The 25,018-nt window shown below is 39.0% G+C and carries 25 protein-coding genes; 21 read left to right on the top strand and 4 right to left on the bottom strand.

Translation table 11 applies throughout. The features are described from left to right. Positions 1–142 precede the first annotated feature (142 nt). The 7 genes from tdh to mutL all read left to right on the top strand — a co-directional run bounded on the left by tdh (position 143) and on the right by mutL (position 10,013). Complete coding sequence (tdh, locus tag ACIQCE_RS01240) at positions 143–1,207, top strand: L-threonine 3-dehydrogenase (protein WP_400493273.1); 1,065 nt, start codon at positions 143–145, stop codon at positions 1,205–1,207. Then, on the top strand, positions 1,204–2,385 hold the full coding sequence (locus ACIQCE_RS01235; protein ID WP_400493272.1) for a glycine C-acetyltransferase: 1,182 nt from the start codon (positions 1,204–1,206) through the stop codon (positions 2,383–2,385). Before tdh ends, ACIQCE_RS01235 begins: the two co-directional genes overlap by 4 nt. A 164-nt stretch (positions 2,386–2,549) precedes the next feature. Beyond that, complete coding sequence (miaB, locus tag ACIQCE_RS01230) at positions 2,550–4,076, top strand: tRNA (N6-isopentenyl adenosine(37)-C2)-methylthiotransferase MiaB (protein WP_400493271.1); 1,527 nt, start codon at positions 2,550–2,552, stop codon at positions 4,074–4,076. 1 nt (position 4,077) lies between these two features. Further along, entirely contained in the window at positions 4,078–4,512 is a 435-nt protein-coding gene (gene ricA, locus ACIQCE_RS01225) for a regulatory iron-sulfur-containing complex subunit RicA (protein WP_400493270.1), read from the top strand. A gap of 327 nt (positions 4,513–4,839) precedes the next feature. Further along, positions 4,840–5,385 (top strand): outer spore coat protein CotE, encoded by a 546-nt coding sequence (gene cotE / locus ACIQCE_RS01220; protein WP_353855680.1) that lies wholly within the window; start codon positions 4,840–4,842, stop codon positions 5,383–5,385. Positions 5,386–5,510: 125 nt separating this feature from the next. After that, positions 5,511–8,084 carry a DNA mismatch repair protein MutS gene (mutS, locus tag ACIQCE_RS01215; protein ID WP_400493269.1) on the top strand — a complete coding sequence of 858 codons (2,574 nt, stop codon included), beginning with the start codon at positions 5,511–5,513 and terminating at the stop codon, positions 8,082–8,084. A gap of 21 nt (positions 8,085–8,105) precedes the next feature. Then, positions 8,106–10,013: a DNA mismatch repair endonuclease MutL gene (gene mutL, locus ACIQCE_RS01210; RefSeq protein ID WP_400493268.1), complete on the top strand. Its 1,908-nt coding sequence runs from the start codon at positions 8,106–8,108 to the stop codon at positions 10,011–10,013. Between the two features lie 60 nt (positions 10,014–10,073). On the opposite strand, the gene bslA is transcribed toward mutL, so the two are convergent. Continuing rightward, positions 10,074–10,613, bottom strand: coding sequence for a biofilm surface layer hydrophobin BslA (bslA, locus tag ACIQCE_RS01205; protein WP_400493267.1), 540 nt, complete (start codon positions 10,611–10,613; stop codon positions 10,074–10,076). 125 nt (positions 10,614–10,738) lie between these two features. Further along, on the bottom strand, positions 10,739–11,146 hold the full coding sequence (locus tag ACIQCE_RS01200) for a hypothetical protein (protein WP_400493266.1): 408 nt from the start codon (positions 11,144–11,146) through the stop codon (positions 10,739–10,741). A 569-nt stretch (positions 11,147–11,715) separates the two neighbouring features. On the opposite strand from ACIQCE_RS01200, the gene ACIQCE_RS01195 reads away from it, so the two are divergent. From ACIQCE_RS01195 to ACIQCE_RS01175, 5 genes are all read left to right on the top strand, one after another. Further along, complete coding sequence (locus ACIQCE_RS01195) at positions 11,716–12,189, top strand: CarD family transcriptional regulator (protein ID WP_353855675.1); 474 nt, start codon at positions 11,716–11,718, stop codon at positions 12,187–12,189. A 293-nt stretch (positions 12,190–12,482) separates the two neighbouring features. After that, positions 12,483–13,190, top strand: coding sequence for a poly-gamma-glutamate hydrolase family protein (locus tag ACIQCE_RS01190; RefSeq protein WP_400493265.1), 708 nt, complete (start codon positions 12,483–12,485; stop codon positions 13,188–13,190). Between the two features lie 156 nt (positions 13,191–13,346). Then, positions 13,347–14,495 (top strand): response regulator aspartate phosphatase, encoded by a 1,149-nt coding sequence (locus ACIQCE_RS01185; protein WP_400493264.1) that lies wholly within the window; start codon positions 13,347–13,349, stop codon positions 14,493–14,495. Between the two features lie 952 nt (positions 14,496–15,447). Next, positions 15,448–16,182 carry a poly-gamma-glutamate hydrolase family protein gene (locus ACIQCE_RS01180; protein WP_400493263.1) on the top strand — a complete coding sequence of 245 codons (735 nt, stop codon included), beginning with the start codon at positions 15,448–15,450 and terminating at the stop codon, positions 16,180–16,182. 77 nt (positions 16,183–16,259) lie between these two features. Further along, a complete protein-coding gene (locus tag ACIQCE_RS01175; RefSeq protein ID WP_353855671.1) occupies positions 16,260–16,709 on the top strand; it encodes an OsmC family protein in 450 nt (149 codons plus the stop codon). A 282-nt stretch (positions 16,710–16,991) separates the two neighbouring features. On the opposite strand, the gene ACIQCE_RS01170 is transcribed toward ACIQCE_RS01175, so the two are convergent. Beyond that, on the bottom strand, positions 16,992–17,246 hold the full coding sequence (locus tag ACIQCE_RS01170; protein ID WP_400493262.1) for a spore coat protein: 255 nt from the start codon (positions 17,244–17,246) through the stop codon (positions 16,992–16,994). A 104-nt stretch (positions 17,247–17,350) separates the two neighbouring features. Here ACIQCE_RS01170 and ACIQCE_RS01165 point away from each other — a divergent pair, with 104 nt between their 5' ends. From ACIQCE_RS01165 to ACIQCE_RS01125, 9 genes are all read left to right on the top strand, one after another. Continuing rightward, complete coding sequence (locus tag ACIQCE_RS01165) at positions 17,351–17,749, top strand: YmaF family protein (RefSeq protein WP_400493261.1); 399 nt, start codon at positions 17,351–17,353, stop codon at positions 17,747–17,749. Between the two features lie 65 nt (positions 17,750–17,814). Beyond that, complete coding sequence (gene miaA / locus ACIQCE_RS01160) at positions 17,815–18,771, top strand: tRNA (adenosine(37)-N6)-dimethylallyltransferase MiaA (protein WP_400493260.1); 957 nt, start codon at positions 17,815–17,817, stop codon at positions 18,769–18,771. A gap of 25 nt (positions 18,772–18,796) precedes the next feature. Further along, on the top strand, positions 18,797–19,018 hold the full coding sequence (gene hfq / locus ACIQCE_RS01155; RefSeq protein WP_003211269.1) for an RNA chaperone Hfq: 222 nt from the start codon (positions 18,797–18,799) through the stop codon (positions 19,016–19,018). Positions 19,019–19,249: 231 nt separating this feature from the next. Next, positions 19,250–19,390, top strand: a complete 141-nt coding sequence (locus tag ACIQCE_RS01150) for a hypothetical protein (protein ID WP_400493259.1) — start codon at positions 19,250–19,252, stop codon at positions 19,388–19,390. A 79-nt stretch (positions 19,391–19,469) separates the two neighbouring features. After that, on the top strand, positions 19,470–19,682 hold the full coding sequence (locus ACIQCE_RS01145; protein ID WP_353855666.1) for a hypothetical protein: 213 nt from the start codon (positions 19,470–19,472) through the stop codon (positions 19,680–19,682). Positions 19,683–19,947: 265 nt separating this feature from the next. Then, a complete protein-coding gene (gene nrdI / locus ACIQCE_RS01140; protein WP_353856548.1) occupies positions 19,948–20,340 on the top strand; it encodes a class Ib ribonucleoside-diphosphate reductase assembly flavoprotein NrdI in 393 nt (130 codons plus the stop codon). Continuing rightward, complete coding sequence (gene nrdE, locus ACIQCE_RS01135; RefSeq protein ID WP_400493258.1) at positions 20,300–22,402, top strand: class 1b ribonucleoside-diphosphate reductase subunit alpha; 2,103 nt, start codon at positions 20,300–20,302, stop codon at positions 22,400–22,402. Before nrdI ends, nrdE begins: the two co-directional genes overlap by 41 nt. 17 nt (positions 22,403–22,419) lie before the next feature. Continuing rightward, complete coding sequence (gene nrdF, locus ACIQCE_RS01130; protein ID WP_400493257.1) at positions 22,420–23,400, top strand: class 1b ribonucleoside-diphosphate reductase subunit beta; 981 nt, start codon at positions 22,420–22,422, stop codon at positions 23,398–23,400. Between the two features lie 84 nt (positions 23,401–23,484). Then, on the top strand, positions 23,485–24,102 hold the full coding sequence (locus ACIQCE_RS01125) for a hypothetical protein (protein WP_400493256.1): 618 nt from the start codon (positions 23,485–23,487) through the stop codon (positions 24,100–24,102). Positions 24,103–24,162: 60 nt separating this feature from the next. Here the strand turns inward: ACIQCE_RS01125 and ACIQCE_RS01120 are convergent, their stop codons facing one another. Continuing rightward, positions 24,163–24,921, bottom strand: a complete 759-nt coding sequence (locus ACIQCE_RS01120; RefSeq protein WP_400493255.1) for an N-acetylmuramoyl-L-alanine amidase — start codon at positions 24,919–24,921, stop codon at positions 24,163–24,165. Positions 24,922–25,018 lie beyond the last annotated feature (97 nt).

Genomic DNA, 25,018 nt, shown 5'->3' with positions numbered 1-25,018 from the left:
TTGCTTTTTTTTAGAAAAAATTTCTGAAAAAATCTCCAGGCGTGATCATTTGTCTTTTTCAAGAGGACAGTGGTATTTACGACTAAAATTAGACGTGTTAAAATCTTATTGGGAGAAGTTTTTTGCAAAGGGGATGTGCGTCATGTGTGGAACGATGAAAGCAATTGTTAAAAAAGAAAGCGCTTACGGAGCAGTGTTGGCTGAAATGCCTATTCCTGAAATCAATGAACATGAAGTGTTGATTCAAGTAAAAGCCACATCTATTTGCGGAACAGATGTGCATATTTATAATTGGGACGATTGGGCAAAGAAGAGAGTCAAAACACCGTATATTTTTGGACATGAATTTACAGGGGAAATTGTGAAGGTAGGACAGCAGGTAACACGTGCAAAAGTGGGGGATTTTGTGTCGGCTGAGACTCATATTGTTTGTAATCAATGCTATATGTGTTTAACAGGGCAGCAGCATTTGTGTCATGAAACGAAAATTTTAGGAGTAGACATTGACGGCTGTTTTGCTGAATATGTCAAAGTGCCTGAACAAAATGTGTGGCATCATCCAGTAGATATGCCAGAGGAGATTGCTTCCATTCAAGAACCGCTTGGGAATGCGGTTCATACGGTCTTACACACGTCTGTCTCAGGAAAATCAGTTGCGATTTTTGGCTGCGGACCCATTGGCTTAATGGCAATAGCGGTGGCAAAAGCCTCTGGAGCTATTCGAGTGTTTGCCATTGATAAAAATGAATACAGGTTGAAGCTCGCTGACAAAATGGGTGCAGATCATATCATTGATATTGGAAAAGATGATCCTGTCACGTTCATCAAACAGCATACGCGGATGGAAGGGGCAGACGTGATTTGTGAAATGTCCGGTCACCCTAGAGCCATTAACCAAGCACTTGAAGCTTGTGCAAACGGGGGCAAAATCAATATTTTAAGTCTTCCAGAGCGGCCGGTGACAATTGACATTACGAATCACATTGTATTCAGGGGACTGACGGTTCAAGGGATTACTGGCAGAAAAATGTTTGAAACATGGTACCAAGTATCTGAACTTTTAAAAACGAATACGATTGATGTTAAACCGGTTGTCACACATACTTTGCCATTTGAAGATTTCGAAAAGGGGTTTGAATTGATGAGAAATGGTACTTGTGGAAAGGTCGTACTCATGATGCCATCACATGAAAGGGGGAAGAAATGATGAAAGAATTCACATATTTACAAGATGAGCTAGAATCTATGAAGCACAAGGGAACCCATCAAACGTTAAAAGAGATCGACTCAAAACAATCATCTACAGTGACATTAAATGAACAATCCGTTATACAACTCTCCTCCAATAACTATTTAGGCCTGACCTCACATCCAAGGCTGATGAAAGCGGCGAAAGAAGCGATTGATGAATTTGGTGCTGGTACAGGGTCAGTACGGACAATTGCTGGAACAATGACTATACATGAACGACTTGAAAAAAAGCTTGCTGCGTTTAAAAAGACAGAGGCAGCACTCGTTTTTCAGTCAGGTTTTACAACAAACCAAGGGGTCTTATCAAGTATCTTAACAAAAGATGATATTGTCATTTCAGATGAGCTGAATCATGCTTCTATTATAGATGGAATCCGATTAACAAAAGCAGATAAAAAAGTATATGCGCATTCAAATATGAAGGAACTTGAGAAAATTTTAAAGAAATCCATGAATTATCGTGTTCGACTGATCGTGACAGATGGCGTTTTTTCTATGGATGGAGACATTGCGCCACTCCCTGAAATTGTGCGGCTAGCAGAAGCCTATGACGCATTTGTAATGGTTGATGATGCACATGCTTCAGGCGTACTTGGCGAAAATGGCCGCGGGACTGTCAACCATTTCAAGCTAGATGGCAGAGTGCATATTCAAGTTGGAACATTGAGCAAAGCTGTTGGCGTACTTGGCGGCTACGTTGCTGGTTCTGCGGTCTTAATTGATTACTTAAAGCATAAAGCAAGACCATTTTTATTCAGTACCTCTCATCCTCCTGCTGTCACTAGGGCATGTGAAGAAGCCATTGATGTGCTATTAGATGAACCGGAGCGAATTGATAAGCTTTGGGAAAACGCCACATATTTCAAAGAGAAGATAGTAGGACTCGGGTTTCTTATTGCGCCTACCGAGACACCAATCATTCCGATCATGGTGGGAGATGAGGCGCTTACGTTCCAATTTTCAAAGGCATTAATGGAGCGAGGCGTTTTTGCCCAAGGTATCGCCTACCCGACTGTGGCGAAAGGAAAAGCAAGAATAAGAGCGATCATTACAGCAGAGCACACAAAAGAAGAACTAGACCGTGCACTGACGATTATCGAAGCAGAAGCTAAAAAACTAAAGATATTAAATTAAAAGGGAGCGGTGCTCTCTTTTTCTTTTGAGAGTCGATCGTTTTACGAGATTGACCGATTGAGCAGAAGATTTATAATGAAGTACAGCACATGAATTTATTTTCAATTCATCAGAAAATAGTCTATACTGTAGGGTGGAGCTTGGTTTGAAAGGAGTACAAATTTATGAATGAAAAGCAGAGAAAAGCGAGCGGACAAGTGAGTTCATCGGACAAAAAATCCGAGAAGGACTACAGCCAATATTTTGAAGCTGTTTACATTCCGCCATCGTTAAAAGATGCAAAAAAACGGGGTAAAGAAGAAGTCAAATACAATCAATTTCAAATTGACGAGCGGTTTAAAGGTATAGGGGAAGGTCGTAAATTTTATATCCGCACATATGGCTGTCAAATGAATGAACACGATACAGAAGTGATGGCTGGTATTTTTATGGCGCTAGGGTATGAGCCGACAAGCTCTACTCAAGATGCAAATGTCATCTTACTGAACACTTGCGCCATTCGTGAGAATGCTGAAAACAAAGTGTTTGGAGAGCTTGGACACTTAAAAGCGTTAAAACGTGAGAAGCCAGACTTAATTTTAGGTGTTTGTGGATGTATGTCACAAGAAGAATCAGTTGTAAACCGCATTTTGAAAAAGCACCCATTTGTAGACCTGATTTTTGGCACGCACAACATTCACCGCCTGCCAGAGCTTCTATCTGAATGTTATTTATCGAAAGAGATGGTGGTCGAGGTTTGGTCGAAAGAAGGAGACGTCATTGAAAACCTTCCGAGAGCACGCCACGGTAAAATTAAAGGCTGGGTGAACATTATGTACGGTTGTGATAAGTTCTGTACATATTGTATCGTCCCTTACACTCGTGGCAAGGAAAGAAGCCGCCGGCCAGAAGAAATTATTCAAGAAGTCAGACGGTTAGCTGCAGAGGGGTATAAGGAAATTACGCTTCTTGGACAGAACGTGAATGCATACGGAAAAGATTTTGAAGACATGGAATACAGTCTTGGTCATCTCATGGATGAACTGCGTAAAATCGACATTCCACGTATTCGATTTACAACCAGTCATCCGCGTGATTTTGACGACCACTTAATTGAGGTGCTTGCCAAAGGCGGCAACTTGCTGGATCATATCCACTTGCCAGTACAATCAGGAAGTTCTTCTGTGCTGAAACTGATGGCAAGAAAATATGACCGTGAGCGTTACCTTGATCTTGTTCGTAAAATCAAAGAAGCAATGCCAAATGCATCCCTCACAACAGATATTATTGTTGGGTTTCCGAATGAAACAGAGGAGCAGTTTGAAGAAACGCTATCCCTCTATCGTGAGGTTGAATTTGATGCGGCTTATACGTTCATTTATTCTCCGAGAGAAGGAACACCTGCAGCAAAAATGAAGGATAATGTTCCAATGCGCGTGAAGAAAGATCGACTGCAGCGCCTGAATGCACTCGTAAATGAAATTTCTGCTAAGAAAATGAAGGAATATGAAGGGCAGACTGTCGAAGTATTAGTAGAGGGTGAAAGTAAAAACAATCCTGATATCCTAGCCGGATATACAAGTAAGAACAAGCTTGTGAATTTTAAAGCACCAAAAGAAGCGATTGGCAACATCGTCAAAGTGAAAATTACTCAAGCGAAAACTTGGTCTCTTGACGGAGAAATGGTTGAAGAAGCTATCGAGGTGAATTAAAATGGCGCTTTATTCAAAGAAAGAGATTGTCGAGCGTGCAAGAGAGCTCGCTAAAATGATTGCTGAAACAAAAGAAGTTGATTTTTTCAAAAAAGCGGAAGCGCAAATCAATGAAAATACAAAAATTTCTACAATTATTAATCAAATTAAGGCGCTTCAAAAACAAGCTGTGAATTTAAAACATTACGGCAAACATGAAGCCTTAAAGCAGGTCGAAGAAAAAATTGACTCACTGCAAGAGGAGCTGGATGACATTCCAGTGATTCAAGAATTCAAAGAATCACAAATGGAAGTCAATTCATTGCTACAATTAGTAGCGCACACAATTTCAAATCAAGTAACTGATGAAATTATTCTTTCAACCGGCGGTGACCTCTTATTAGGTGAAACCGGTTCAAAGGTGAAAAACTCATCACCAAGTTGCTCTATTAAATGAGAAAACCCCGCATCTGCGGGGTTTTTGTTGATTGTTCACATCACCTATGACATTCAAGGATATTCTCATACATTTCCTCTTTTTAAAAAATCTCATACACGTTAAGAATGGCTTCCTTTATTTAAAACACCAAACATCCGAAACCGATTTACTTTCCTCCAATTCTCTCACTTTCCAACTTTTCCAATTTTCAAGGCAAGTTTATGGGCAACCATGCATACACTGAAACAGAAATGAATTTAATTGAACATGAAGCTCAAAATCATGACACACTAGACGAATGCCCAGCATAAGATAAAACGATCAAGAACAAGGAGGCATGCCGGAATGTCTGAATACAGAGAGATTATTACAAAAGCGGTGGTTGCAAAAGGGAGAAAATTCACCCAAAGCACACACACCATTTCTCCATCGCAAAAACCAACCAGCATACTAGGCGGTTGGATCATTAATCATAAGTATGATGCTGAAAAAGTCGGTAAAACAGTCGAAATTGAAGGAACATTTGATATTAACGTATGGTATTCTTACGCTGACAACACAAAAACAGAAGTTGTGACCGAACGTGTGAAGTATGTAGATATCATCAAGCTGAGATACAAAGACAAAAATTTCCTTGATGATGAGCACGAAGTCATTGCCAAAGTGCTTCAACAGCCCAATTGCTTAGAAGTCACCATTTCTCCAAATGGTAATAAAATTGTTGTTCAGGCAGAGCGTGAATTTATCGCTGAGGTTGTGGGAGAAACAAAGGTTGTGGTAGAGGTCAACTCAAATTGGAAAGAAAAAGACGATGAAGAGTGGGAAGAGGAAGTAGATGAAGAGTTAGAGGATATTCATCCAGAATTTTTGGCAGGTGATCCAGAAGAATAGTTGATGACTAGGGCGCATGTATCCCTAGTTTTTTTGTGTTTAGATCAAGCAGAAACAAGGCGTTTTTTTATGATATAATATAAGATGGTATGAATGAGAAAGTAATATAGTGAGGGATTAAAAATATGGCAAGTTATACGCCCATGATACAGCAATATTTAAAGATAAAGGCTGATTACCAAGATGCCTTTTTATTTTTTCGCTTAGGCGATTTTTATGAAATGTTTTTTGATGATGCAAAAGAAGCGGCACAAGAATTAGAAATTACATTAACAAGCAGAGATGGTGGGACGATCCCCATGTGCGGCGTTCCTTATCATTCTGCTTCCACATACATAGAACAACTGATTTCCAAAGGCTATAAAGTCGCCATTTGTGAGCAAGTGGAAGACCCTAAAACTGCCAAAGGTGTGGTGAAAAGAGAAGTCGTTCAGCTCATCACACCTGGTACGGTAATGGACAGTAAAGGTTTAAGTGAAAATGAGAATAACTTCATTGCGTCTGTTTCCTATTTTCAAAATGGTTATGGTCTGGCGCTCTCTGATTTATCAACAGGTGAAAACATGGTCGCTTTCATCGAACGATTAGATGAGGTCGTGTCTGAAATTTATTCTGTCAGTGCAAAAGAAATTGTTGTATCGAAAGAGCTGGATGAGGAAACGGTGAAGACACTGAAAGAGCGATGTCAGGCTACTATTTCATACGAAGACAACGAAGGTGTGATGAATGAAGCAGAATCGCTCGTTTCCCACCTTGACCAACACTTAAAGTCTACCTTTCTCAGATTATATACTTATTTAAGAAGAACGCAAAAACGAAGTCTTGACCACTTGCAGAAGGTACAAGTGTTTGAACTTGAACAAACCATGAAAATTGACTTATATTCTAAGCGAAACCTTGAATTAACAGAAACCATTCGTTCAAAAAGCAAGAAGGGTTCCTTATTATGGCTGCTAGATGAAACAAAAACAGCCATGGGCGGAAGACTGCTGAAGCAATGGATTGATCGGCCGTTAATTCGACTTTCGCAAATTAAGGAACGCCAGGAAATGGTACAGATTCTCATGGATCATTTCTTTGAACGAGAGGACTTGCGTGAACGGTTAAAGCAAGTGTATGACCTTGAGCGTTTAGCTGGACGCGTTGCATTTGGGAATGTGAATGCTCGTGATCTCATTCAACTGAAGGAGTCCTTAAAACAAGTACCAGCCATAAAAGAACTTGTCCTTTCATTACCAGAAGAAATGGCAAAATCAAGAGCAAATGACATTGATCCTTGCGGTGATCTCTTGAAATTATTAGATGATGCCCTTTATGAGAATCCGCCAATGACTTTAAAGGAAGGCAATTTAATTAAAGACGGCTACAATGAGAAGTTAGATGAATATCGTGATGCCAGCCGGAATGGGAAGGACTGGATTGCACGGCTTGAACAGCAAGAAAGAGAGTATACTGGCATTCGTTCATTAAAAGTCGGTTTTAATAAAGTATTCGGCTATTATATCGAAGTGACCAGGGCGAATACGCATTTGCTAGAGGAAGGTCGTTATGAACGAAAACAAACGCTCGCCAATGCAGAGCGCTACATTACACCTGAATTGAAAGAAAAAGAAGCACTCATTCTTGAGGCAGAATCAAATATTAGCGAATTGGAATATGAATTGTTTACAGCTCTTCGAGAAGAAGTCAAGGGATATATTCCTAGATTACAATTACTCGCCAAACAAATGAGTGAGCTTGATGCGCTTCAATGCTTTGCCACTGTGAGTGAAAAACGTCGTTATGTCCGTCCTGAATTTTCAGATGATGAGGTTGATGTTGTAGATGGACGTCATCCAGTTGTTGAAAAGGTGATGGATCACCAAGAGTATGTCCCGAATAACTGCCAGATGGGGAAAGGCAGACAAATTTTACTCATTACAGGACCAAACATGTCGGGGAAAAGCACGTATATGAGACAGATGGCGCTCATCTCTATTCTTGCTCAAATCGGTTGTTTTGTACCTGCATCAAAGGCGACTCTGCCTATTTTTGATCAAATCTTTACACGAATTGGTGCAGCAGATGATTTGATTTCAGGACAGAGTACCTTTATGGTGGAAATGCTTGAAGCAAAAAATGCGATGGTGCATGCAACGAAAAATAGCTTGATTTTATTTGATGAAATCGGACGAGGAACAAGCACCTATGATGGAATGGCACTTGCGCAGGCAATCATTGAATTTGTTCATGACCATATTGGGGCAAAAACCCTTTTTTCCACGCATTATCATGAATTAACTGTACTAGAATCTCAATTAAATGAGTTGAAAAATGTTCATGTGCGTGCTGAAGAACATGAAGGGACTGTGGTTTTCTTACATCAGATCAAAGAAGGTGCGGCTGATAAAAGTTATGGAATACATGTAGCTCAGCTTGCTGAATTGCCTGATGCGATCATTGATAGAGCCCAGACTATTTTAACAGAGCTTGAGGGTGGGACACATGAGGTCATTCCTAAGGTTTCTGCATCACCAAAAACGGAGAAACAAGAGAAAAAACAGCTTTCCTTTTTTGAAATAGAAGAAAAACCACAAACCAAACAAGTCCTCAAGAACAAGGATCGAGCAGTTTTAGAAGAACTAAAATCATTTAATTTAATGGATATGACACCACTTGAAGCCATGACAAAGTTATATGAATTGCAAAAGAAATTATAATGTAAGGTGAGGTGAGCGGTAATGGCAAAGATTATTCAGTTATCTGATGACCTATCAAACAAAATTGCTGCTGGTGAAGTCGTCGAGCGTCCTGCTTCTGTTGTGAAAGAGCTTGTGGAAAATTCGATCGATGCAAAGAGCACGGTGATCGAGATTGATGTAGAAGAAGCAGGTCTTTCTTCTATCAGGGTGATAGATAATGGTGTAGGAATAGATGCTGAAGACTGTAAGCTCGCCTTCCAAAGACATGCAACGAGTAAAATCAAAGATGAAAATGATCTTTTTCGCGTCAGAACACTCGGATTTAGAGGAGAGGCACTCCCAAGTATCGCCTCTGTCTCTTATCTAGAAATGAAGACAAGCACAGGTGAGGGAGCTGGAACGCATTTAGCCCTCCAAGGCGGAAAGATCATTTCAGAGAAAAAGACATCTGGGAGACGCGGGACAGAAATTCTCGTAACAAATTTATTTTTTAATACGCCTGCTCGGTTAAAGTACATGAAAACCGTTCACACAGAGCTTGGTAATATTTCAGATGTTGTCAACCGGATTGCGCTGGCTCATCCAGAAGTATCGATTCGCTTGCGACATCAAGGAAAAGTCCTGCTTCAGACGAACGGAAACGGGGATGTTCGGCATGTATTGGCTGCCATTTATGGAACGGCTGTGGCGAAAAAAATGCTGCCACTTCACGTACAATCACTTGATTTTGAAGTGAAAGGGTATATTTCCTTACCAGAAGTGACGAGAGCATCGCGGAATTATATGTCTTCAGTTGTAAACGGCAGATATGTCAAGCATTTTCCGCTGGTGAAAGCCATCCATGAAGGGTATCACACGTTGCTACCAATCGGTCGCCATCCGATTACATTTATTGAAATGAAGATGGATCCGATTTTAGTGGATGTGAATGTGCATCCATCAAAACTTGAAGTAAGGCTTAGTAAAGAGCAGGAACTTCATGAACTGATTAAACAGGGAATTAAGGAAGTGTTTCAAAAGCAGCAGCTCATTCCAAGTGCTTCGTTACCAAAGAAAGCACCAATGCCAACTGTGAAAAACGAGCAGCAGTTTTTAACCTTCGATTCAAAACAAGCGAATGTAGAAAGTACACAAAAACCAATAGCCTATCAATTGTCCTCGCTTGAATCGACTGTCTATGAGACCAATCAGAAAGACACGTGCGACATGTCTGAAACCGAAGATATGCAATCAGCATTATCATCACCTTTTGAAGAACAGTCAGACGTAAACTACGTGTCTGGTGTCGATTTATATGAAACTGCTGCTTCACAAGAGGAATCTGTGATGCAAGAAGAGGCGGCTGAATCAGTTGACGACACCGAACGAGTTCCTATTATGTATCCAATAGGTCAAATGCACGGAACATATATTTTGGCACAAAATGAACGAGGACTTTATATTATTGATCAGCATGCGGCCCAAGAACGAATCAAATATGAATATTATCGTGAGAAGGTAGGCGAAATTGAACAAGAGGTTCAAGAAATGCTCGTCCCACTAACATTTCACTACTCTAAAAACGATATGCTGATTATTGAAGAGCATAAGGACGCTTTAGCGAAAGTTGGAGTGTTTTTAGAGCCTTTCGGATCAGGGAGCTATATCGTTCGTTCACATCCGCAATGGTTTCCAAAGGGGGAAGAAGCTGAACTGATAGAAGAAATTATTCAACAGGTGCTCGACGAAAAGCGAATTGATATTAAAAAACTAAGAGAAGACGCCGCTATTATGATGAGCTGTAAAGGCTCTATTAAAGCAAATCGCCATTTGCGTCATGATGAAATAAAGGCTCTCTTAGACGAGCTCCGTCAAACGACTGACCCTTTTACATGTCCGCACGGCCGGCCGATTATCATTCATTACTCTACATATGAGATGGAGAAGATGTTTAAACGGGTGATGTAAAGGACTCTTACCATAATAAAAAAGCGCTCAAAGTTCAAAGGAGCGCTTTTTTAATTTCAATTAGCATCCGCAAGGGTTTGTTGGTGGTGTGACCACAACGGGTCGCTTATTAATATCAATCGTATCCTCTGCATAAAATGTGGAACCGATGCTGATCGTACGGTTTTCTGCGCGGAACGTATATGTACCTGCGGCAGGGAGTACTTTATGTGAAAGCTGTAAAGTATATTGTGAACTTCCAAATAAATCGAATCTAGCTGGGATGCGGACAGTTTTTCCGCTGTTTAAAATGTGGCTGTCTTTTAATGCTTTTCCGTTGATGATATCTTTCGTTGTTGCTTGAAAGCCTGTAGGCAATGTGAACTCAACCGCACCGATACTTAGGACAGAATTTGGTCGGTATGTCAGCTCAATATCAGAAAACGACCATTCCTGCTTACTTATTCCTGTAATTTTTGCATATAGTGCTGCTGGTCTTGCATTGGTCGAAGCTTTGCCTTCCTCCGTTTTGACTCCTTCAGCGGATGCAGCAAGCGGTACAGATAGAGCCATGATGAGTGTAAGCAGCCCCATCGTAAGAATCATTAGTGTTTTTTTCATTTCTTCCTTCCCCCTTGTTTGATGACAGGTAAATAATGAATGAATTCATCCATTATTTACCTAAATTCTACCATATCTACATATGGGATTAAATGGTATGTTTTGCCCTTATTTTGTCTATTTGTTTAGTAATATCGGGGTAAGAAAGCATTAGGATGATTCATTCCGTTCACATGACCTGTCATTTGATAGTTGGGTGCCATCATCATATGGCCGCCATCATGATAACCGTAGGGATGATATGGAGGCATGCCGTATCCAACATATGAGCCTTGAAGATGATGATCATCATTCATTGGAAAGGCTGAATATGGATTATATTGATGGGCAAATGGAGAGTAGGCTACATGATGACTTGAGTAATGACTTCCATCAGAATCTTTTTTTCCAGTATGATAATGGTTTGGAATATTCATTGGGCCATGCGTATTTGGCGCGATCATATGCTCATGGTTGGCTGTATACACATTTTCAAATGTGTGATATGGATTTCCTTGATGGTAATGAGTATTCTGGCTATTCATGTTGTTCATTTGTATCGCATCCTTTTTTTCAGTTTGCCATATACTATGTTGATCGCAATGTTCATGAGCCTATCCATACGAAAGAAAAAAACCGGCTTTTCAGCCGGAAAAGCATAAAGCAATGGAAGCGTCAAACACTAAAATGAAAATCCATATTTCTTTTTACGACGCTTCTGACATTTGCAACAGACACTTTTAGGATAGTAATGGGGATCGTAGCTTCTTGAAGTATCCCAAAAATCACCCTCAAACCAATCATCTTTTTTATGATATGACTTCTTTTCTTTACACTGGTCAACATGCTTATCATTGTCATGTTTTTTATAGCAGTCTGAGTGGGAATGTTTGCACTTGCAGTTGCACATTGTCATCCCTCCTAAATGTGACTCAATGTTAGTTTATGCAAAGAGTGTCAAAGAGGACTGGATGATGCGGTTCTTTTACAAAAAAGGCTTTTTCTTTAAAATCTCAAATAAAAAGAATTGACTGGTTCTAAAATAACATGATAAAATAAATATTTTTATCATTTGATGAAATGTGTTATAATCATCATGTGAATACTTTCGGAGGTGGCGGATTTGTTTCAAATAGGTGATAAAATTGTTTATCCAATGCATGGAGCTGGTGTGATTGAAGGAATGGAAGAAAAAGAAATTTTAGGTAAGACGGAGGAATATTTTCTGATTCAAATGCCTCATATGCAAATGATGATCCCTCGGGGCAGAATCAATCAAATGGGCATACGACCAATTGCAGATCAAGCAACATTAAAGGTTGTGATGAACAATTTTGATGAAGAAACAAACGACGACACGCTAACTTGGAAGCAGAGATATGATGAGAATATGAAAAAGCTAAAAACAGGCGCGATTGAAGATGGTGCAAACGTTGTGAAAGATTTAATGAGAAGAAACCAAAAGAAGGCACTAAATTCCAGTGAAAAAAAGATGCTTGATGACGCAAGAGGGATTCTTGTGAGTGAAATATCACTTGCACAAGGGTTATCGCAAGATGAAGTACTAACGGTTTTAGAGAATGGATTAAAAATCTAATATTTGATATGAACAGATTGCTGCAAACAGGCGTGTGATAAACACTTTGTTTGCAGTTTTTTTGTATGAAGAAAGAGGAATTCGCCCATTTTTGTAGTGTTTTTTACAGCAGAAATAAGGGAATTATACATAAAAGGGGAAATGAAAAAAAGTCTTAAGTACCTAGTCAAAATAAAAAAGCAGGAAAGTTTTCCTGATTCATTTAAATGGGCAGAACAATCTTTGAATACCTTCAGCATTTGATAGTAAAATGATGCGGAAAGATGCACCTAAGAATGTAAAGGAGCTGTGAGATGAAAAGGCTACTAATAAGTGGATTCATATTTCTAATCGTATGTGTTTTTTTGATAGTGAAATGTAGTCATTCTATTGAGGATAAAAAAGAACGAGAAAAAGGTGATCAATACGAGAGCTTTAAACAGCTAATACGACATGAAAAAGATGGTTATGAGATAGAATTTCACGAAAAGGGCGGAAGCGATTTACTCGTTTTTTCACCCCATGGCGGTGAAATCGAACCAGGAACAAGTGAAATTGTAGAAGCATTTAATCAAAGTTATTCTACCTACTTATTTGAAGGAACGAAAAAGGACAACAACCGCGACTTGCATATTACAAGTACAAATTTTGATGAACCGATTTTGGTGCAAATGATTAAAACATATCCATTTTCTATTTCCATACACGGTTATAAAAGTGATAGGAGACATACGCTTGTTGGGGGAACGAACCGAAAGATGGCCAAAGCTATGGTGCGTGAATTACAAGATAGAGGTTTTTCTGCAGAAGTGGTGCAAAAAGGTGAGCGGCTTTCTGGAACAGATCCGAAAAACATTAATAATCAAAATGCAAGTGGTGAAAGTGTTCAACTTGAAATTAGTACTGGGCAGAGAGAAGCCTTTTTTGACAATTTTGACACAAGGAAGGGAAAGAAAAAAGCATTTAGGCGCTATATTTATGCAATAAAAGAAGTAATCAGAGAATTTGATACGTCGTCATAGAAAAAAGAGCAAAATAACCCGATTTCAACTTAGTAAAAAGGATAGAAATATGCTAGCTGAAGATAAAATATGTAATTCATGTCAATTTGCCTTAAAATCATAAATTATGTAAAATAATAGATATCAGTTTGAGATGATAGAATGGGGCTGAAGTGGATGGCACACAAAATACCATCTTCCGAAGTAGGTGTAAAGATCAATCAATGGTACACTCATATTTGCAAATTTGAAGTAAAAGAAGCTAAAGAAATGAAGCGCCTTGTTGAGCAAGAGATCCGTGATATGGAAGAAGATCAAGATTTATTACTTTATTATTCATTAATGGATTTCCGCCATCAAATGATGCTTCAGCACTTATCTCCAATCCATGCTGGAAGTGAGCCGCTTCACGCTGTATCCTTTCCAAAAGAAATAGAAGATGCAGAAGATGAAATGACAGGCTTACTGGCCTATTACTTTCATTTTTTCCATGGGATGTATGCATTTATCCAGCGGCGATATATTGAGGCCATTTCATACTACAAGCATGCGGAACATCAGCTCATTTTGGTGACAGATGAGATTGAAAAAGCAGAATTTTACTATAAAATCGCTGAAGTATACTATCATATGAAACAAACCTATTTCTCTATGCATTATGCAAAAAAGGCGAGAGACATTTATAAAAAGCACCAGCTTTATGGGAAAAGAAGTATTCAATGTGATTTCGTTATGGCTGGCAATTTGATTGATGTAAGTCAGTACCAAAAAGCGCTTCCTTATTTAGAAAAGGCTTTAAAGGTCTGTGAAGCATTGGAAATACAAGAGTGCATGTCCTATTTTAAAGCAATGGCACTCAACAACTTAGGAACTTGTCATTATAGTATGGGAACTTACCATACCGCTTCCGTCTTTTTTGAACAAGCCATTTCACTTTATCAAAAAGATCAGGCCTCGACGATGATGAAATCACTGTTCTCACTTGCCCTCACTCGTTTTAAACTTGGAGATATAGAGCAGGCGATTCAAGCAGTAACCGAAGGGATGAAACAGGCGTCTTTATTAGAAGATGAGATTTATCAGTTGAAATTCCAATTTTTACAGGCGCTCTATATGGAGAAAAACAACTGTGAAAAACTGATATCAGCCCTATTTGGTTTAAAAAGGAAAAAAATGTTCGCTGATTTAGAGGAATTAGCGCTTGATGCGGCAAATTATTATAAGGAACGCGACATGTACAAGGAGTCTTCCACTTTTTTTGAAATTGTGATTGAAGCGCGTACGCACATTCAAAAAGGAGATGAGATGTATGAAAATGAAGCGTAACCTGTCAACTACTCAATTAGAAGAAAGACTTCACACATAAAACAAAGAGGAAAAATGACCCTTTACGAAAAAACGTAAAGGGCTTTTTTATTTATTCTTAGAACGCTTTTTTATGTCAGTATCACCTGACCCAGAAATCATCGGATCTCTTCTCTAGACTACTTGTTTTGTAATTCTCTATTAATCATGTCTTGACATCATTATGTTCAATCTAGTGAATGCTCCAACACGAGTGAACCAATACGAGTACAGTTGGTTTTGCCATAGAGATGCCGGACAAATTCGTATCATCATCTCTCACGAAGCTGGACTTATCCAATTTAGTAAGAAATGAACTCGATAATCTTAGAGCGCGATATTAACCCTTATGCAAGGAAGTCCGGTTTCGTTACACCATAAACGGTTGGACCTTAGGCTTCACAGTGCTGATTTCTTAACGGCCTGCTGGGCTTGCAATCGTTTGGCTATTAGGCCCGTAAGTTGGCGGCTGTCTCATTGTTTAAATAAAACGCTTACATATCGTGGAATAATTGAAAAAGGTGGAAAAAATGGAGAATTAGCCGATGATAGGTAGGAGAGTTCTTCTTAGAGAACTAAAAAATGGATGAAGAAAAAAGGGGGATCATGACAGGGTCAATGCTCATACAAACCTTATTCGACACAGGCAAAAAAAATTGAAAACATGATGAAAAATGCTGAATTAAAGAAAACAGACTGGATATGACTAGGTCATTTTAAACAAAACTTCATTTGTTTGTCATACTATTCTAACTCTGTTTTCAAACAGCGGAGGCGTTTCTGTGTATATAAATGCAATTATCTTATTTTTGAGGAATCTCACGATCTAGAGTGTTATGATCAAATTCGGAGAGAAAATGTGGAAAAAATGAAAAAACATGATGATTCAATAAATTATAGAAACGGCTTAGAAATCTGTTAAAGGAGAACGGAAATGAAGAAGTTTTTTGCTTTGCTTCTCCTGCTTGCGATTGTTTGGGGCGTCTATTATACCATGCAAGCAAAGGAACATGATGAGCCATTGTCATTAGGTGGAGAAGACGAAAGCGGATCAACTGATATTTATCGCAATTTTAAAGAACTTGAAGAAAACGAAACAAGTGACAGTTATCAAATTACATCCAACCCAGCCCCTAATAGCCGTCTTCTTGTGATGTCACCCCATGGCGGGAGAATTGAAGGCGGGGTCAGTGAGATCGTCCATTTTTTTGATAACGAATTCTCTACGTATTTATTTGAAGGATTAAGAGAAAATGCTTCAGAACTTCATATTACAAGTACAAACTTTGATGAACCGACTGGGGTTGCGCAGGCAAAAGCACATGATTATGTGTTAGCAGTGCATGGATATAAAGGTGAGGAAGGAATAGATCATACACTTGTCGGCGGGACTGATTACGACCGAGCTGAGAAAATTGTGAACTCATTAGAGCGAAACGGTTTTTCTGCTGAACTTGCTGTTGCACACACGACTCTAAGCGGAACGAGCAATCATAATATTAATAATCTTACGAAAACAGGGCAGAGTGTGCAACTTGAGATTAGTAGAAGTCAACGTGAAGCTTTATTTGACAGTTTCGATTATCGAAGGCGGTCAAATACAAAAAATGAAACATTTTACCGTTATGTCAAAGCAATTAGAACGGTGCTGGATGAAGAATATACATAAGGACTGTGCACATCATAAGACAAGCAAGATGTTTTCTTGTTACACTATAAAAAGTGATAACAAAAGGAGAGACGGATATGGCACGTCATCATTTTCATCTTCAGGCAAGCTGGCCTGGTATGCGTAACGATGTTGGCACAATTGCATGTGAACAATTAAAAACAAAAATCTCGATTCCAAAAGAGATGGACGGACCAGGTATTGGAACAAATCCAGATGAGATGCTTTTAGGTGCAGCGGCAGCATGTTATATCATTACACTTGCGGCCATGATGGAGAGAAGCCATTTAGATAAAGAGGATTTATCCATGAGCTCTGAGGCTATAGTGGATGTGACAAATGGTGTTTTTACATATGAAAAGATTATCCATAGACCTGTCATGATTCTCAAAAAAACGGCTTCAACTCATGATATTGAACTGGCTCGCAAGCTTGCGCATAAAGCCGAAAGCTCATGCATGATCTCAAGGGCTGTGAAAGGGAATGTGGACATACTCTTAGAAGAAACCATTCAAATAGGTCGCTAAAATCAAAAAGTCATTTTCTCCATAAAGAAGAGAAAATGACTTTTTTTATAAGGTTCAATCGGTTTGATCGCTTCATTCTTTTTTTCTAGCTAGTTTTTCTTTGCCCCGCTTCATACAATCACTCGGCATATGAAGAGTGTCCTTAAAAATCTGTTCTTTTTTGTTTTGGATATAAAAAAACACCTACTTTACTGAACAGTCGGTAAAGTAAATGTTCACCCATAAAAAATTTGTGACATTCGATTGATTTTATATTTTGATGTTGTCACTGAAAAGTCATATTTAATAATAAGGATATGGTGGGTATGGTGGTGGATATGGGTATCCATAGCCGAATCCTGGAGTAAGAAGTGACCCAGCAAGCAGGCCGCCAGTAAAACCACCTAAAAACGGAGAACCGAAAAATCCAGGGCGTCCAAATCCAAAACCAGGTCCCCCAAATCCAAAGCCGGGTCTTCCAAAACCAGGGCGTCCAAATCCAAAGCCAAAAGGTCTTCTAACATCTTCTTGGATCAAATGCGGATCAAAATGATTCATAAAAAAAGGCTCCTTTCACATAAAATCACTGTAACTGAGATCAGTGTATTCTTTTTGCCTAAATGTGTTTGGGTGAACGCCTATCATAAGGAGGAATGTGGAAAATGGGCCTGTATCCGTCTGATTGGGCAAAATGTCCGCCGCACGCTCATATATATATAGCACGTACGGACGTTACTGAAGAACATTATCATTTAATAAAAGGCTTTTCTCAGCCTGTTAATGGAAGCAGCACTGATCAGCATACCCATTTCTATAGAGGGGTCACCTCATTTGAAAGGGGTCATTTTCACAGATACTATGGCATTACAGGACCTGCTATACCAAGAGTCGATGGTACACATTATCACGAAATTGAGGAAGTCACATATTCTGCCTATACAGATCCTGTTCCCATTCCATACGGAGGTGTCGTCTATAGTTCAGAAGAACGGCCAACGCATAAACATCGTTTGAAAGGGAAGACATACGAAGTGGTGGGAAATGAACCACTCGGCTGGTGATCAATGGAGCATATAGGAGAAGTTATGCTATACTGTAGGCAGTTTGTAAAAGAGAGTGATGTCATGTGAAAAAAGCGAAACAACCAGTGATTGTGTTAGTAGGTCCGACGGCTGTTGGCAAAACAAAGCTGAGCATTGATATAGCAAAAGCATTTAATGGTGAAATCATTAGCGGAGATTCTATGCAGATTTATAAAGGAATGGATATTGGTACAGCAAAGATCACCCCAGAAGAAATGGAAGGAGTGCCGCACCATCTGATTGATATGAAACAGCCGGAGGAATCATTTTCAGTAGCTGAATTTCAGCAGCTAGTCCGGTTGAAAATCAAAGAGATTGCAGGTAGAGGCAAAATTCCAATGATTGTTGGCGGCACGGGACTGTATATACAATCGGTTTTATATGATTACACATTTACTGATGAAAAAAGTGACCCGGCTTTTAAAAAGGAAATGACCCTTTTTGAGAAGCAATATGGTCCTTTGCAACTGCATGAGAAATTAAAGGCAGTTGACCCTGATGCGGCACAAATGATTCACCCGAATAACGTGCGCCGCGTCATTCGTGCGCTAGAAGTCATACATACAACAGGCAAGAAAATGTCTGACATGCAAAACGGACATCAAGAAATCCCGCTTTATGAAACAGCAATTATAGGATTGACGATGGAGCGAACGCTTTTATACGAGCGCATTCATCAAAGAATTGATATGATGTTAGATAATGGTTTAATCGACGAAGTGAGAGCGCTATATCAATCAGGATTGAAGGATTGTCAGTCCGTTCAAGCGATTGGCTATAAAGAATTGTACGCCTATTTTAAAGGCGACTGCTCACTTGATGAAGCCATTGACCAATTAAAGCAAAATTCCCGAAGATATGCGAAGCGTCAGTTCACGTGGTTTCGTAATAAAATGGATGTCATTTGGTTTGATATGACACCCCCTTGCCACTTTTCTGACAAAAAAGATGAAATTTTCGCATATATAGCAGGAAAGCTTGGACTTAAAGCGAAACTGTAGTTATCAGAATCAAGGAGGACGAAACATGAAACCGATTAATATTCAGGACCAATTTTTGAATCAGATCCGCAAAGACAATACATTTGTCACTGTATTTTTATTAAATGGCTTTCAGCTTCGAGGCCAAGTGAAAGGATTTGACAATTTCACGGTGTTGCTTGAGACAGAAGGAAAGCAGCAGCTTATCTATAAACATGCCATTTCTACATTTGCACCTCAGAAAAATGTAAATCTAGAACTAGAATAAGGTTATTGAGTATTCAATAGCCCCGTGCATCTGCCAATAAACCGGCTGAGACTCGCTACGTTTTTTGTCAGATCAGTGGGGCTATTTTGCATGCCGCGAAACTTTTCTGTCCATTTTAACGGAAAATGCAGAGCTTGAATTAAGAAGGATTAGAGTGTTACTCCTTTTGATCGGCATCGTTGTATGATTTGGTTCGTGCGCCATCTCGAACATAGAATTGAGACAAGAAAATTGGCAAAACGATCTCACGATGACGACGATGATGTAATGGTGTATCGGTTTGATGAAAAAGAAGGCACACTTTCCCTTGTTACAACGAAATATATAGATGAGTTGGACGAAGAATATGATGATGGACTTGATGAGGAGTAGGCATGTAAATTTACAAACGAATGCGAAGTCGCTACACTATAAACATGTATAAGACATCTAGACAGAAAAGGATGAGTTGATGAAGCCCAACATTAAAATCAATCACTGGGAACAAACTTGTGAAGATGACTCCTGTTTTGAATATGGAACGAGTGTTTCTGTAAATGGGAAAGAATTAGTGAGAGAAGCATCTATCGTCACTGCGCTTGAAGCTGTACTAAAAGAATTAGGTGTTGAAGCTGAAATCACAGAAGTGTCAGAAGATTTACAGTGCAATGCCTACAAAAAATAAAATAAAAAGTCTAGTCTACTAAGCGAATTTTTTTCATGTTATGATAGATTTCGGTTTAAGTTGAATAAGGAGTAGGGCAGTTCTTTTTTGGATGCTGCTCTGCTCTATTTATTTGAACGTACGAGTTCGGCTATGAATGTTCGGCCGGGTTGGTTGATTTTTTTCGTTTAGCATAACTATATATTGTGTTTTGAAAAAACATAGTATACTATATATAGTGAATAGCGAAATGATCAACAATACTAAAAACTAGGTCGTGATGGAATTGATTCAAATCGTATTTGATTCAAAAACAGGAAATGTTCAACGCTTTTTGGACAAGACCCCTTTTACAGACAAACGAAAATTGACTGGAGAAGAGTTTTTGGATTCGCCGTTTATCCTCGTCACATTTACGACAGGATTTGGACAAGTCCCTAGTACCACTCAGTCTTTTTTAGAAAAAAATGCTCACCTTTTACTAGGTGTAGCAGTGAGTGGAAACAAAGTGTGGGGAGATAATTTTGCCAAAAGCGCCGATACGATTTCTAAACAATATCAAGTTCCTATTTTGCACACCTTTGAATTAAGCGGAACAAAAAGGGATGTTGAATTGTTTACACAGGAGGTAGAAAGAATTGTCACAAAATCAGGTTCCGAAGTGGATTCAATTAAATAATGAGATTATGATTCAAAAGGAAGGAAAGTTTCAGTTCGATAAGGACAAAGAAGCTGTACATAGTTATTTCGTAGATTATATTAATCAAAATACGGTCTTCTTTCACAATTTGGAAGAAAAGATTCATTACTTAATAGAAAACGACTACTATGAAGAAGAATTTTTAAGACAATACAGCATGGATGATATTAAAGAAGTATTTGATGCTGCCTATGCCAAGAAATTTAGATTCCCATCATTTATGAGTGCGTTTAAGTTTTACAATGATTATGCACTCAAAACAAACGATAAAAAGAAAATTCTTGAGCGCTATGAAGACCGCATTTCAATTGTGGCTCTTTTCTTCGCAGGCGGCGACAAAGAGAAAGCACTTGAGTTTGTGGAATTGATGATCAATCAAGAATACCAGCCGAGTACACCGACATTTTTAAATGCCGGTCGTAAAAGACGTGGTGAGCTGGTGAGCTGTTTCTTACTCGAAGTGAATGACTCATTAAATGATATTTCAAGAGCGATTGATATCTCCATGCAGCTTTCAAAACTAGGTGGCGGTGTGAGTCTCAACCTTTCAAAGCTTCGTGCTAAAGGTGAAGCGATCAAAGATGTAGAAAATGCGACAAAAGGTGTCGTAGGTGTGATGAAGCTTCTCGATAATGCATTCAGGTATGCTGATCAAATGGGACAAAGACAAGGATCAGGTAGTGCTTACCTCAATATTTTCCACAGAGATATCAACGATTTCTTAGACACAAAGAAAATCTCTGCTGATGAAGATGTTCGTGTTAAAACACTTTCAATCGGTGTTGTGATCCCAGATAAATTTATAGAGCTGGCAAGAGAAGATAAAACAGCTTACACATTCTATCCACATACAGTTTATAAAGCATACGGACAGCATCTGGATGAGATGGACATGGAAGAGATGTACGATGAACTTGTCGATAATCCGAAAGTCAAAAAGGAAAAAGTCAATCCGAGAAAGCTTCTTGAAAAATTAGCTGTACTACGCTCGGAATCAGGCTATCCATATATCATGTTCCAAGACAATGTCAATAGAGAACATGCACTGAACCATATCTCACGTGTGAAATTCTCAAACCTTTGTTCAGAAGTGCTTCAGGCTTCAGAGGTGTCTTCTTACACTGACTACGATCAAGAAGATGAAATCGGTCTTGATATTTCTTGCAACCTTGGCTCATTAAATATCATGAATGTCATGAAAAACAAGTCTATTGAAAAAACAGTCAAACTTGCAACCGACTCATTAACGCTTGTCTCTGAAACAACGGATATTCGCAATGCGCCGGCAGTCAGAAAAGCCAACAAAGCGATGAAATCAATCGGACTAGGTGCTATGAACCTGCATGGCTACTTAGCTCAAAACCAAATTGCATACGAAAGTGAAGAAGCAAGAGATTTTGCGAATACGTTCTTTATGATGGTAAACTATTATTCTATTAAGCGCTCAAGTGAGCTGGCAAAAGAAAAAGGGGAAACGTTCTACCGTTATGAAGGCTCTAGCTATGCGACTGGCGAGTACTTCAATAAATACGTACAAAATGATTTCACACCAAAAACAGAAAAAGCAGCAGCACTATTTGAAGGAATGCACATTCCGACAAAAGAAGATTGGGTTGCTTTGAAAGAGTTTGTAGCAGAGAATGGGATGTACCATAGCTATAGATTATGTATTGCGCCAACAGGTTCAATTTCATACGTTCAATCAGCAACAGCGTCTGTCATGCCAATTATGGAACGTATTGAAGAAAGAACATACGGAAACAGCAAAACATACTACCCAATGCCAGGACTTTCAGCGCAAAACTGGTTCTTCTATAAAGAAGCATATGATATGGACATGTTTAAAGTGGTGGATATGATCGCAACCATTCAGCAGCACGTCGATCAAGGAATTAGTTTCACTCTATTCTTAAAAGACACGATGACAACGCGAGATTTAAACCGCATTGATCTTTATGCGCACCATAAAGGCATTAAAACGCTTTATTATGCAAGAACGAAGGATACAGGGCAGGAAGGCTGTCTTTCTTGTGTTGTTTGATTAAAGGAGAGTTTAAAGTGACAAAAATTTATGATGCAGCCAACTGGTCAATACACGAAGATGATTTTACACAAATGTTTTACAATCAAAACGTAAAGCAGTTCTGGCTTCCAGAAGAGATCTCGTTAAACGGTGATCTCTTGACATGGAAATATTTAAGTGAAGAAGAGCGAGATACGTACATGAAGGTACTTGCTGGACTGACTTTACTTGATACAGAACAAGGAAATACAGGTATGCCGATTGTGGCAGAACATGTGAACGGCCATCAGCGTAAAGCGGTTTTGAACTTTATGGCGATGATGGAGAATGCGGTTCATGCGAAATCATACTCAAATATCTTTATGACGCTTGCTCCGACAGAAACGATTACTGAAGTATTTGAATGGGTCAAGACAAATAAATACTTGCAAAATAAAGCAGATAGAATTGTTGGGCTTTACCGTTCAATTCAAAAGGACGACCCTCTTTCTTTATTTAAAGCAATGGTTGCTTCTGTTTATTTAGAGAGCTTTCTGTTTTATAGTGGCTTCTATTACCCGCTTTATTTTTATGGACAAGGAAAGCTGATGCAAAGTGGTGAAATCATTAACTTGATTTTGCGTGATGAAGCGATTCACGGGGTGTACGTTGGATTATTAGCGCAAGAAATTTACAACAAACAAACACCGGACGTACAAAAAGAGCTTTATGATTTCTCCATTGAGTTGCTAAAAGAGCTTTATGAAAATGAACTTCATTACACAGAAGATATTTATGACCAAGTCAATTTATCTCATGACGTGAAAAAGTTCATTCGTTACAATGCCAATAAAGCATTAATGAATCTTGGATTTGCCCCTTACTTTGAAGAAGAAGAGATTAATCCAATCGTATTGAACGGACTCAATACAAAAACAAAATCACATGACTTCTTTTCTATGAAAGGGAACGGCTATAAAAAAGCAACAGTTGAGCCGTTAAAAGATGAGGATTTCTTCTTTGGAGATGAATCATAAGCTAAACGAAAAAGTCAAAACGCATGACTCGTTTTGGCTTTTTCCCATTTCTTACAACTTGTTACATACTGGAGGTTACCCAACATGGGAAAAATGGATGAAATCATTTTAGTTGCACCGCGCAAATGTGTATTTCAAAATGAAACACTGACATTTAATGGTGTAAATAGTGAAGAGCAAACGATCAAAACCATTATGAAAGAAATCGAAGAACACTTTGAACAGATGCGAAGAGGCGATGCGGAAGAAAATCCAGACTTCAAGCAGCCAATCCCTTATGTCGTGATTAAGCGTGAAGATGAAGTATATGTATATGAAAGACTTCAAGGCGGCGGAGAAACAAGATTACATCATAAGTTATCTCTTGGTTTTGGAGGTCATATGAACTTTATCGAAGGCAAAAACTTTGCTGAGATCCTAAAGAAAAATACGGATCGTGAACTCGATGAGGAACTTTCCATTCAAGAGGAAGACAAACTCGAGATGCGAACTCTTGGGTTAATCAATGATGACGACAACAGTGTTGGTCGTGTGCACATTGGGCTTTTATCCGCACTTGAATTAGCACCTGGTGCTCACGTTGAAGTAAGAGAAACAGATCAAATCTCAGGAAAATGGATGAAAGTATCTGAATTGAAAAAGCCAGAATACTTCGATCGTCTTGAAACTTGGTCTCAATTTGTCGTGAACATTTTAGCGTAAATCCACTAATTAACAAACCGGCTCTCCTTTCTGATAGAGCCGGTTTGTTTAATATAACAATTATTGGAAAACAAATGCGTCATGACCAGCTTGCTTGATTTTTGCAGCGAGTTCATCCGCGTTTTGTTTTGAACGGAAAGCGCCGGCTTGAACTCTGAATAAGCCGCCTTCTAACAACACAAATGCATCAAATCCTTTTGATGTAAGCGAGTTTGCTAGTTCATCTGCATTGGCTTTGACTTTGAAGGCACCAACTTGCACTTTATAAAGTTTAGTTGCTTTTTTTTTCAATTGAAACGCCTTTTCTAATCCGGAAGCATGTGCGCGAGCGATACTTTGAAGGAAGGAAGCGTTACGGAGCTTATTTGCATCAGACGTCGTATCAATAAAACCGTTCTCTGTTAAGATAGCGGACATAGAAGTTTCACGAAGGACGTGGAAATTCGCATTTTTCTTGCCTCGGTCGGTGAGATCAACCGAGCGGGCAATTTCATCATGAAGAGCATTGCGATACGTGGTTGTCGGCGCAGAAACGCCAGGGTACACGTAGCTTTCAAAACCTGTGCCGCCGCCAGCATTGATATGGATCGATACGAAATAATCAGCTTTCCAGCTATTTGCAGCATTCGTTCGCTCGGATAAAGTGACGGTTTGGTCAGTTGAACGACTTAAGCGGACGGAAATCCCATCATATTCACTAATCAGGATATCTCTCAGAAAAAGCGCAATTTGAAGTGTCAAATTTTTCTCAAAAAGTCCATTAGCAACAGCTCCAGAATCTGTTCCTCCGTGGCCCGGATCAATAAAAATTTTTACCATCTATTCATCACCTCGTCTTTATTTTATGAGAAAATAGAAAAATTGCTTGTACAAAATGCGGAATTCATTGACACTCTTTTCTGCACAATTTGTGATC

This window comes from Bacillus sp. NPDC093026 (assembly GCF_044754665.1).
In the GTDB taxonomy this organism is placed as follows: Bacteria; Bacillota; Bacilli; order Bacillales; family Bacillaceae; genus Bacillus; species Bacillus maqinnsis.
Note: the sequence above shows the minus strand (reverse complement) of the source record. Positions and strands in the feature narration are given on the sequence as shown.

Bases quoted from the DNA above. Each gene is read 5' to 3' on its own strand.
- ACIQCE_RS01120 (WP_400493255.1), bottom strand. From the start codon at position 24,921: ATGGTAAAAATTTTTATTGATCCGGGCCACGGAGGAACAGATTCTGGA.
- tdh (WP_400493273.1), top strand. From the start codon at position 143: ATGTGTGGAACGATGAAAGCAATTGTTAAAAAAGAAAGCGCTTACGGA.
- ACIQCE_RS01145 (WP_353855666.1), top strand. From the start codon at position 19,470: ATGAAGCCCAACATTAAAATCAATCACTGGGAACAAACTTGTGAAGAT.
- ACIQCE_RS01200 (WP_400493266.1), bottom strand. From the start codon at position 11,146: ATGAACAACATGAATAGCCAGAATACTCATTACCATCAAGGAAATCCA.
- ACIQCE_RS01185 (WP_400493264.1), top strand. From the start codon at position 13,347: ATGGCACACAAAATACCATCTTCCGAAGTAGGTGTAAAGATCAATCAA.
- ACIQCE_RS01170 (WP_400493262.1), bottom strand. From the start codon at position 17,246: ATGAATCATTTTGATCCGCATTTGATCCAAGAAGATGTTAGAAGACCT.
- cotE (WP_353855680.1), top strand. From the start codon at position 4,840: ATGTCTGAATACAGAGAGATTATTACAAAAGCGGTGGTTGCAAAAGGG.
- ACIQCE_RS01175 (WP_353855671.1), top strand. From the start codon at position 16,260: ATGGCACGTCATCATTTTCATCTTCAGGCAAGCTGGCCTGGTATGCGT.
- miaB (WP_400493271.1), top strand. From the start codon at position 2,550: ATGAATGAAAAGCAGAGAAAAGCGAGCGGACAAGTGAGTTCATCGGAC.
- bslA (WP_400493267.1), bottom strand. From the start codon at position 10,613: ATGAAAAAAACACTAATGATTCTTACGATGGGGCTGCTTACACTCATC.
- mutS (WP_400493269.1), top strand. From the start codon at position 5,511: ATGGCAAGTTATACGCCCATGATACAGCAATATTTAAAGATAAAGGCT.
- hfq (WP_003211269.1), top strand. From the start codon at position 18,797: ATGAAACCGATTAATATTCAGGACCAATTTTTGAATCAGATCCGCAAA.
- ricA (WP_400493270.1), top strand. From the start codon at position 4,078: ATGGCGCTTTATTCAAAGAAAGAGATTGTCGAGCGTGCAAGAGAGCTC.
- ACIQCE_RS01190 (WP_400493265.1), top strand. From the start codon at position 12,483: ATGAAAAGGCTACTAATAAGTGGATTCATATTTCTAATCGTATGTGTT.
- ACIQCE_RS01165 (WP_400493261.1), top strand. From the start codon at position 17,351: ATGGGCCTGTATCCGTCTGATTGGGCAAAATGTCCGCCGCACGCTCAT.
- mutL (WP_400493268.1), top strand. From the start codon at position 8,106: ATGGCAAAGATTATTCAGTTATCTGATGACCTATCAAACAAAATTGCT.
- ACIQCE_RS01180 (WP_400493263.1), top strand. From the start codon at position 15,448: ATGAAGAAGTTTTTTGCTTTGCTTCTCCTGCTTGCGATTGTTTGGGGC.
- ACIQCE_RS01235 (WP_400493272.1), top strand. From the start codon at position 1,204: ATGATGAAAGAATTCACATATTTACAAGATGAGCTAGAATCTATGAAG.
- ACIQCE_RS01125 (WP_400493256.1), top strand. From the start codon at position 23,485: ATGGGAAAAATGGATGAAATCATTTTAGTTGCACCGCGCAAATGTGTA.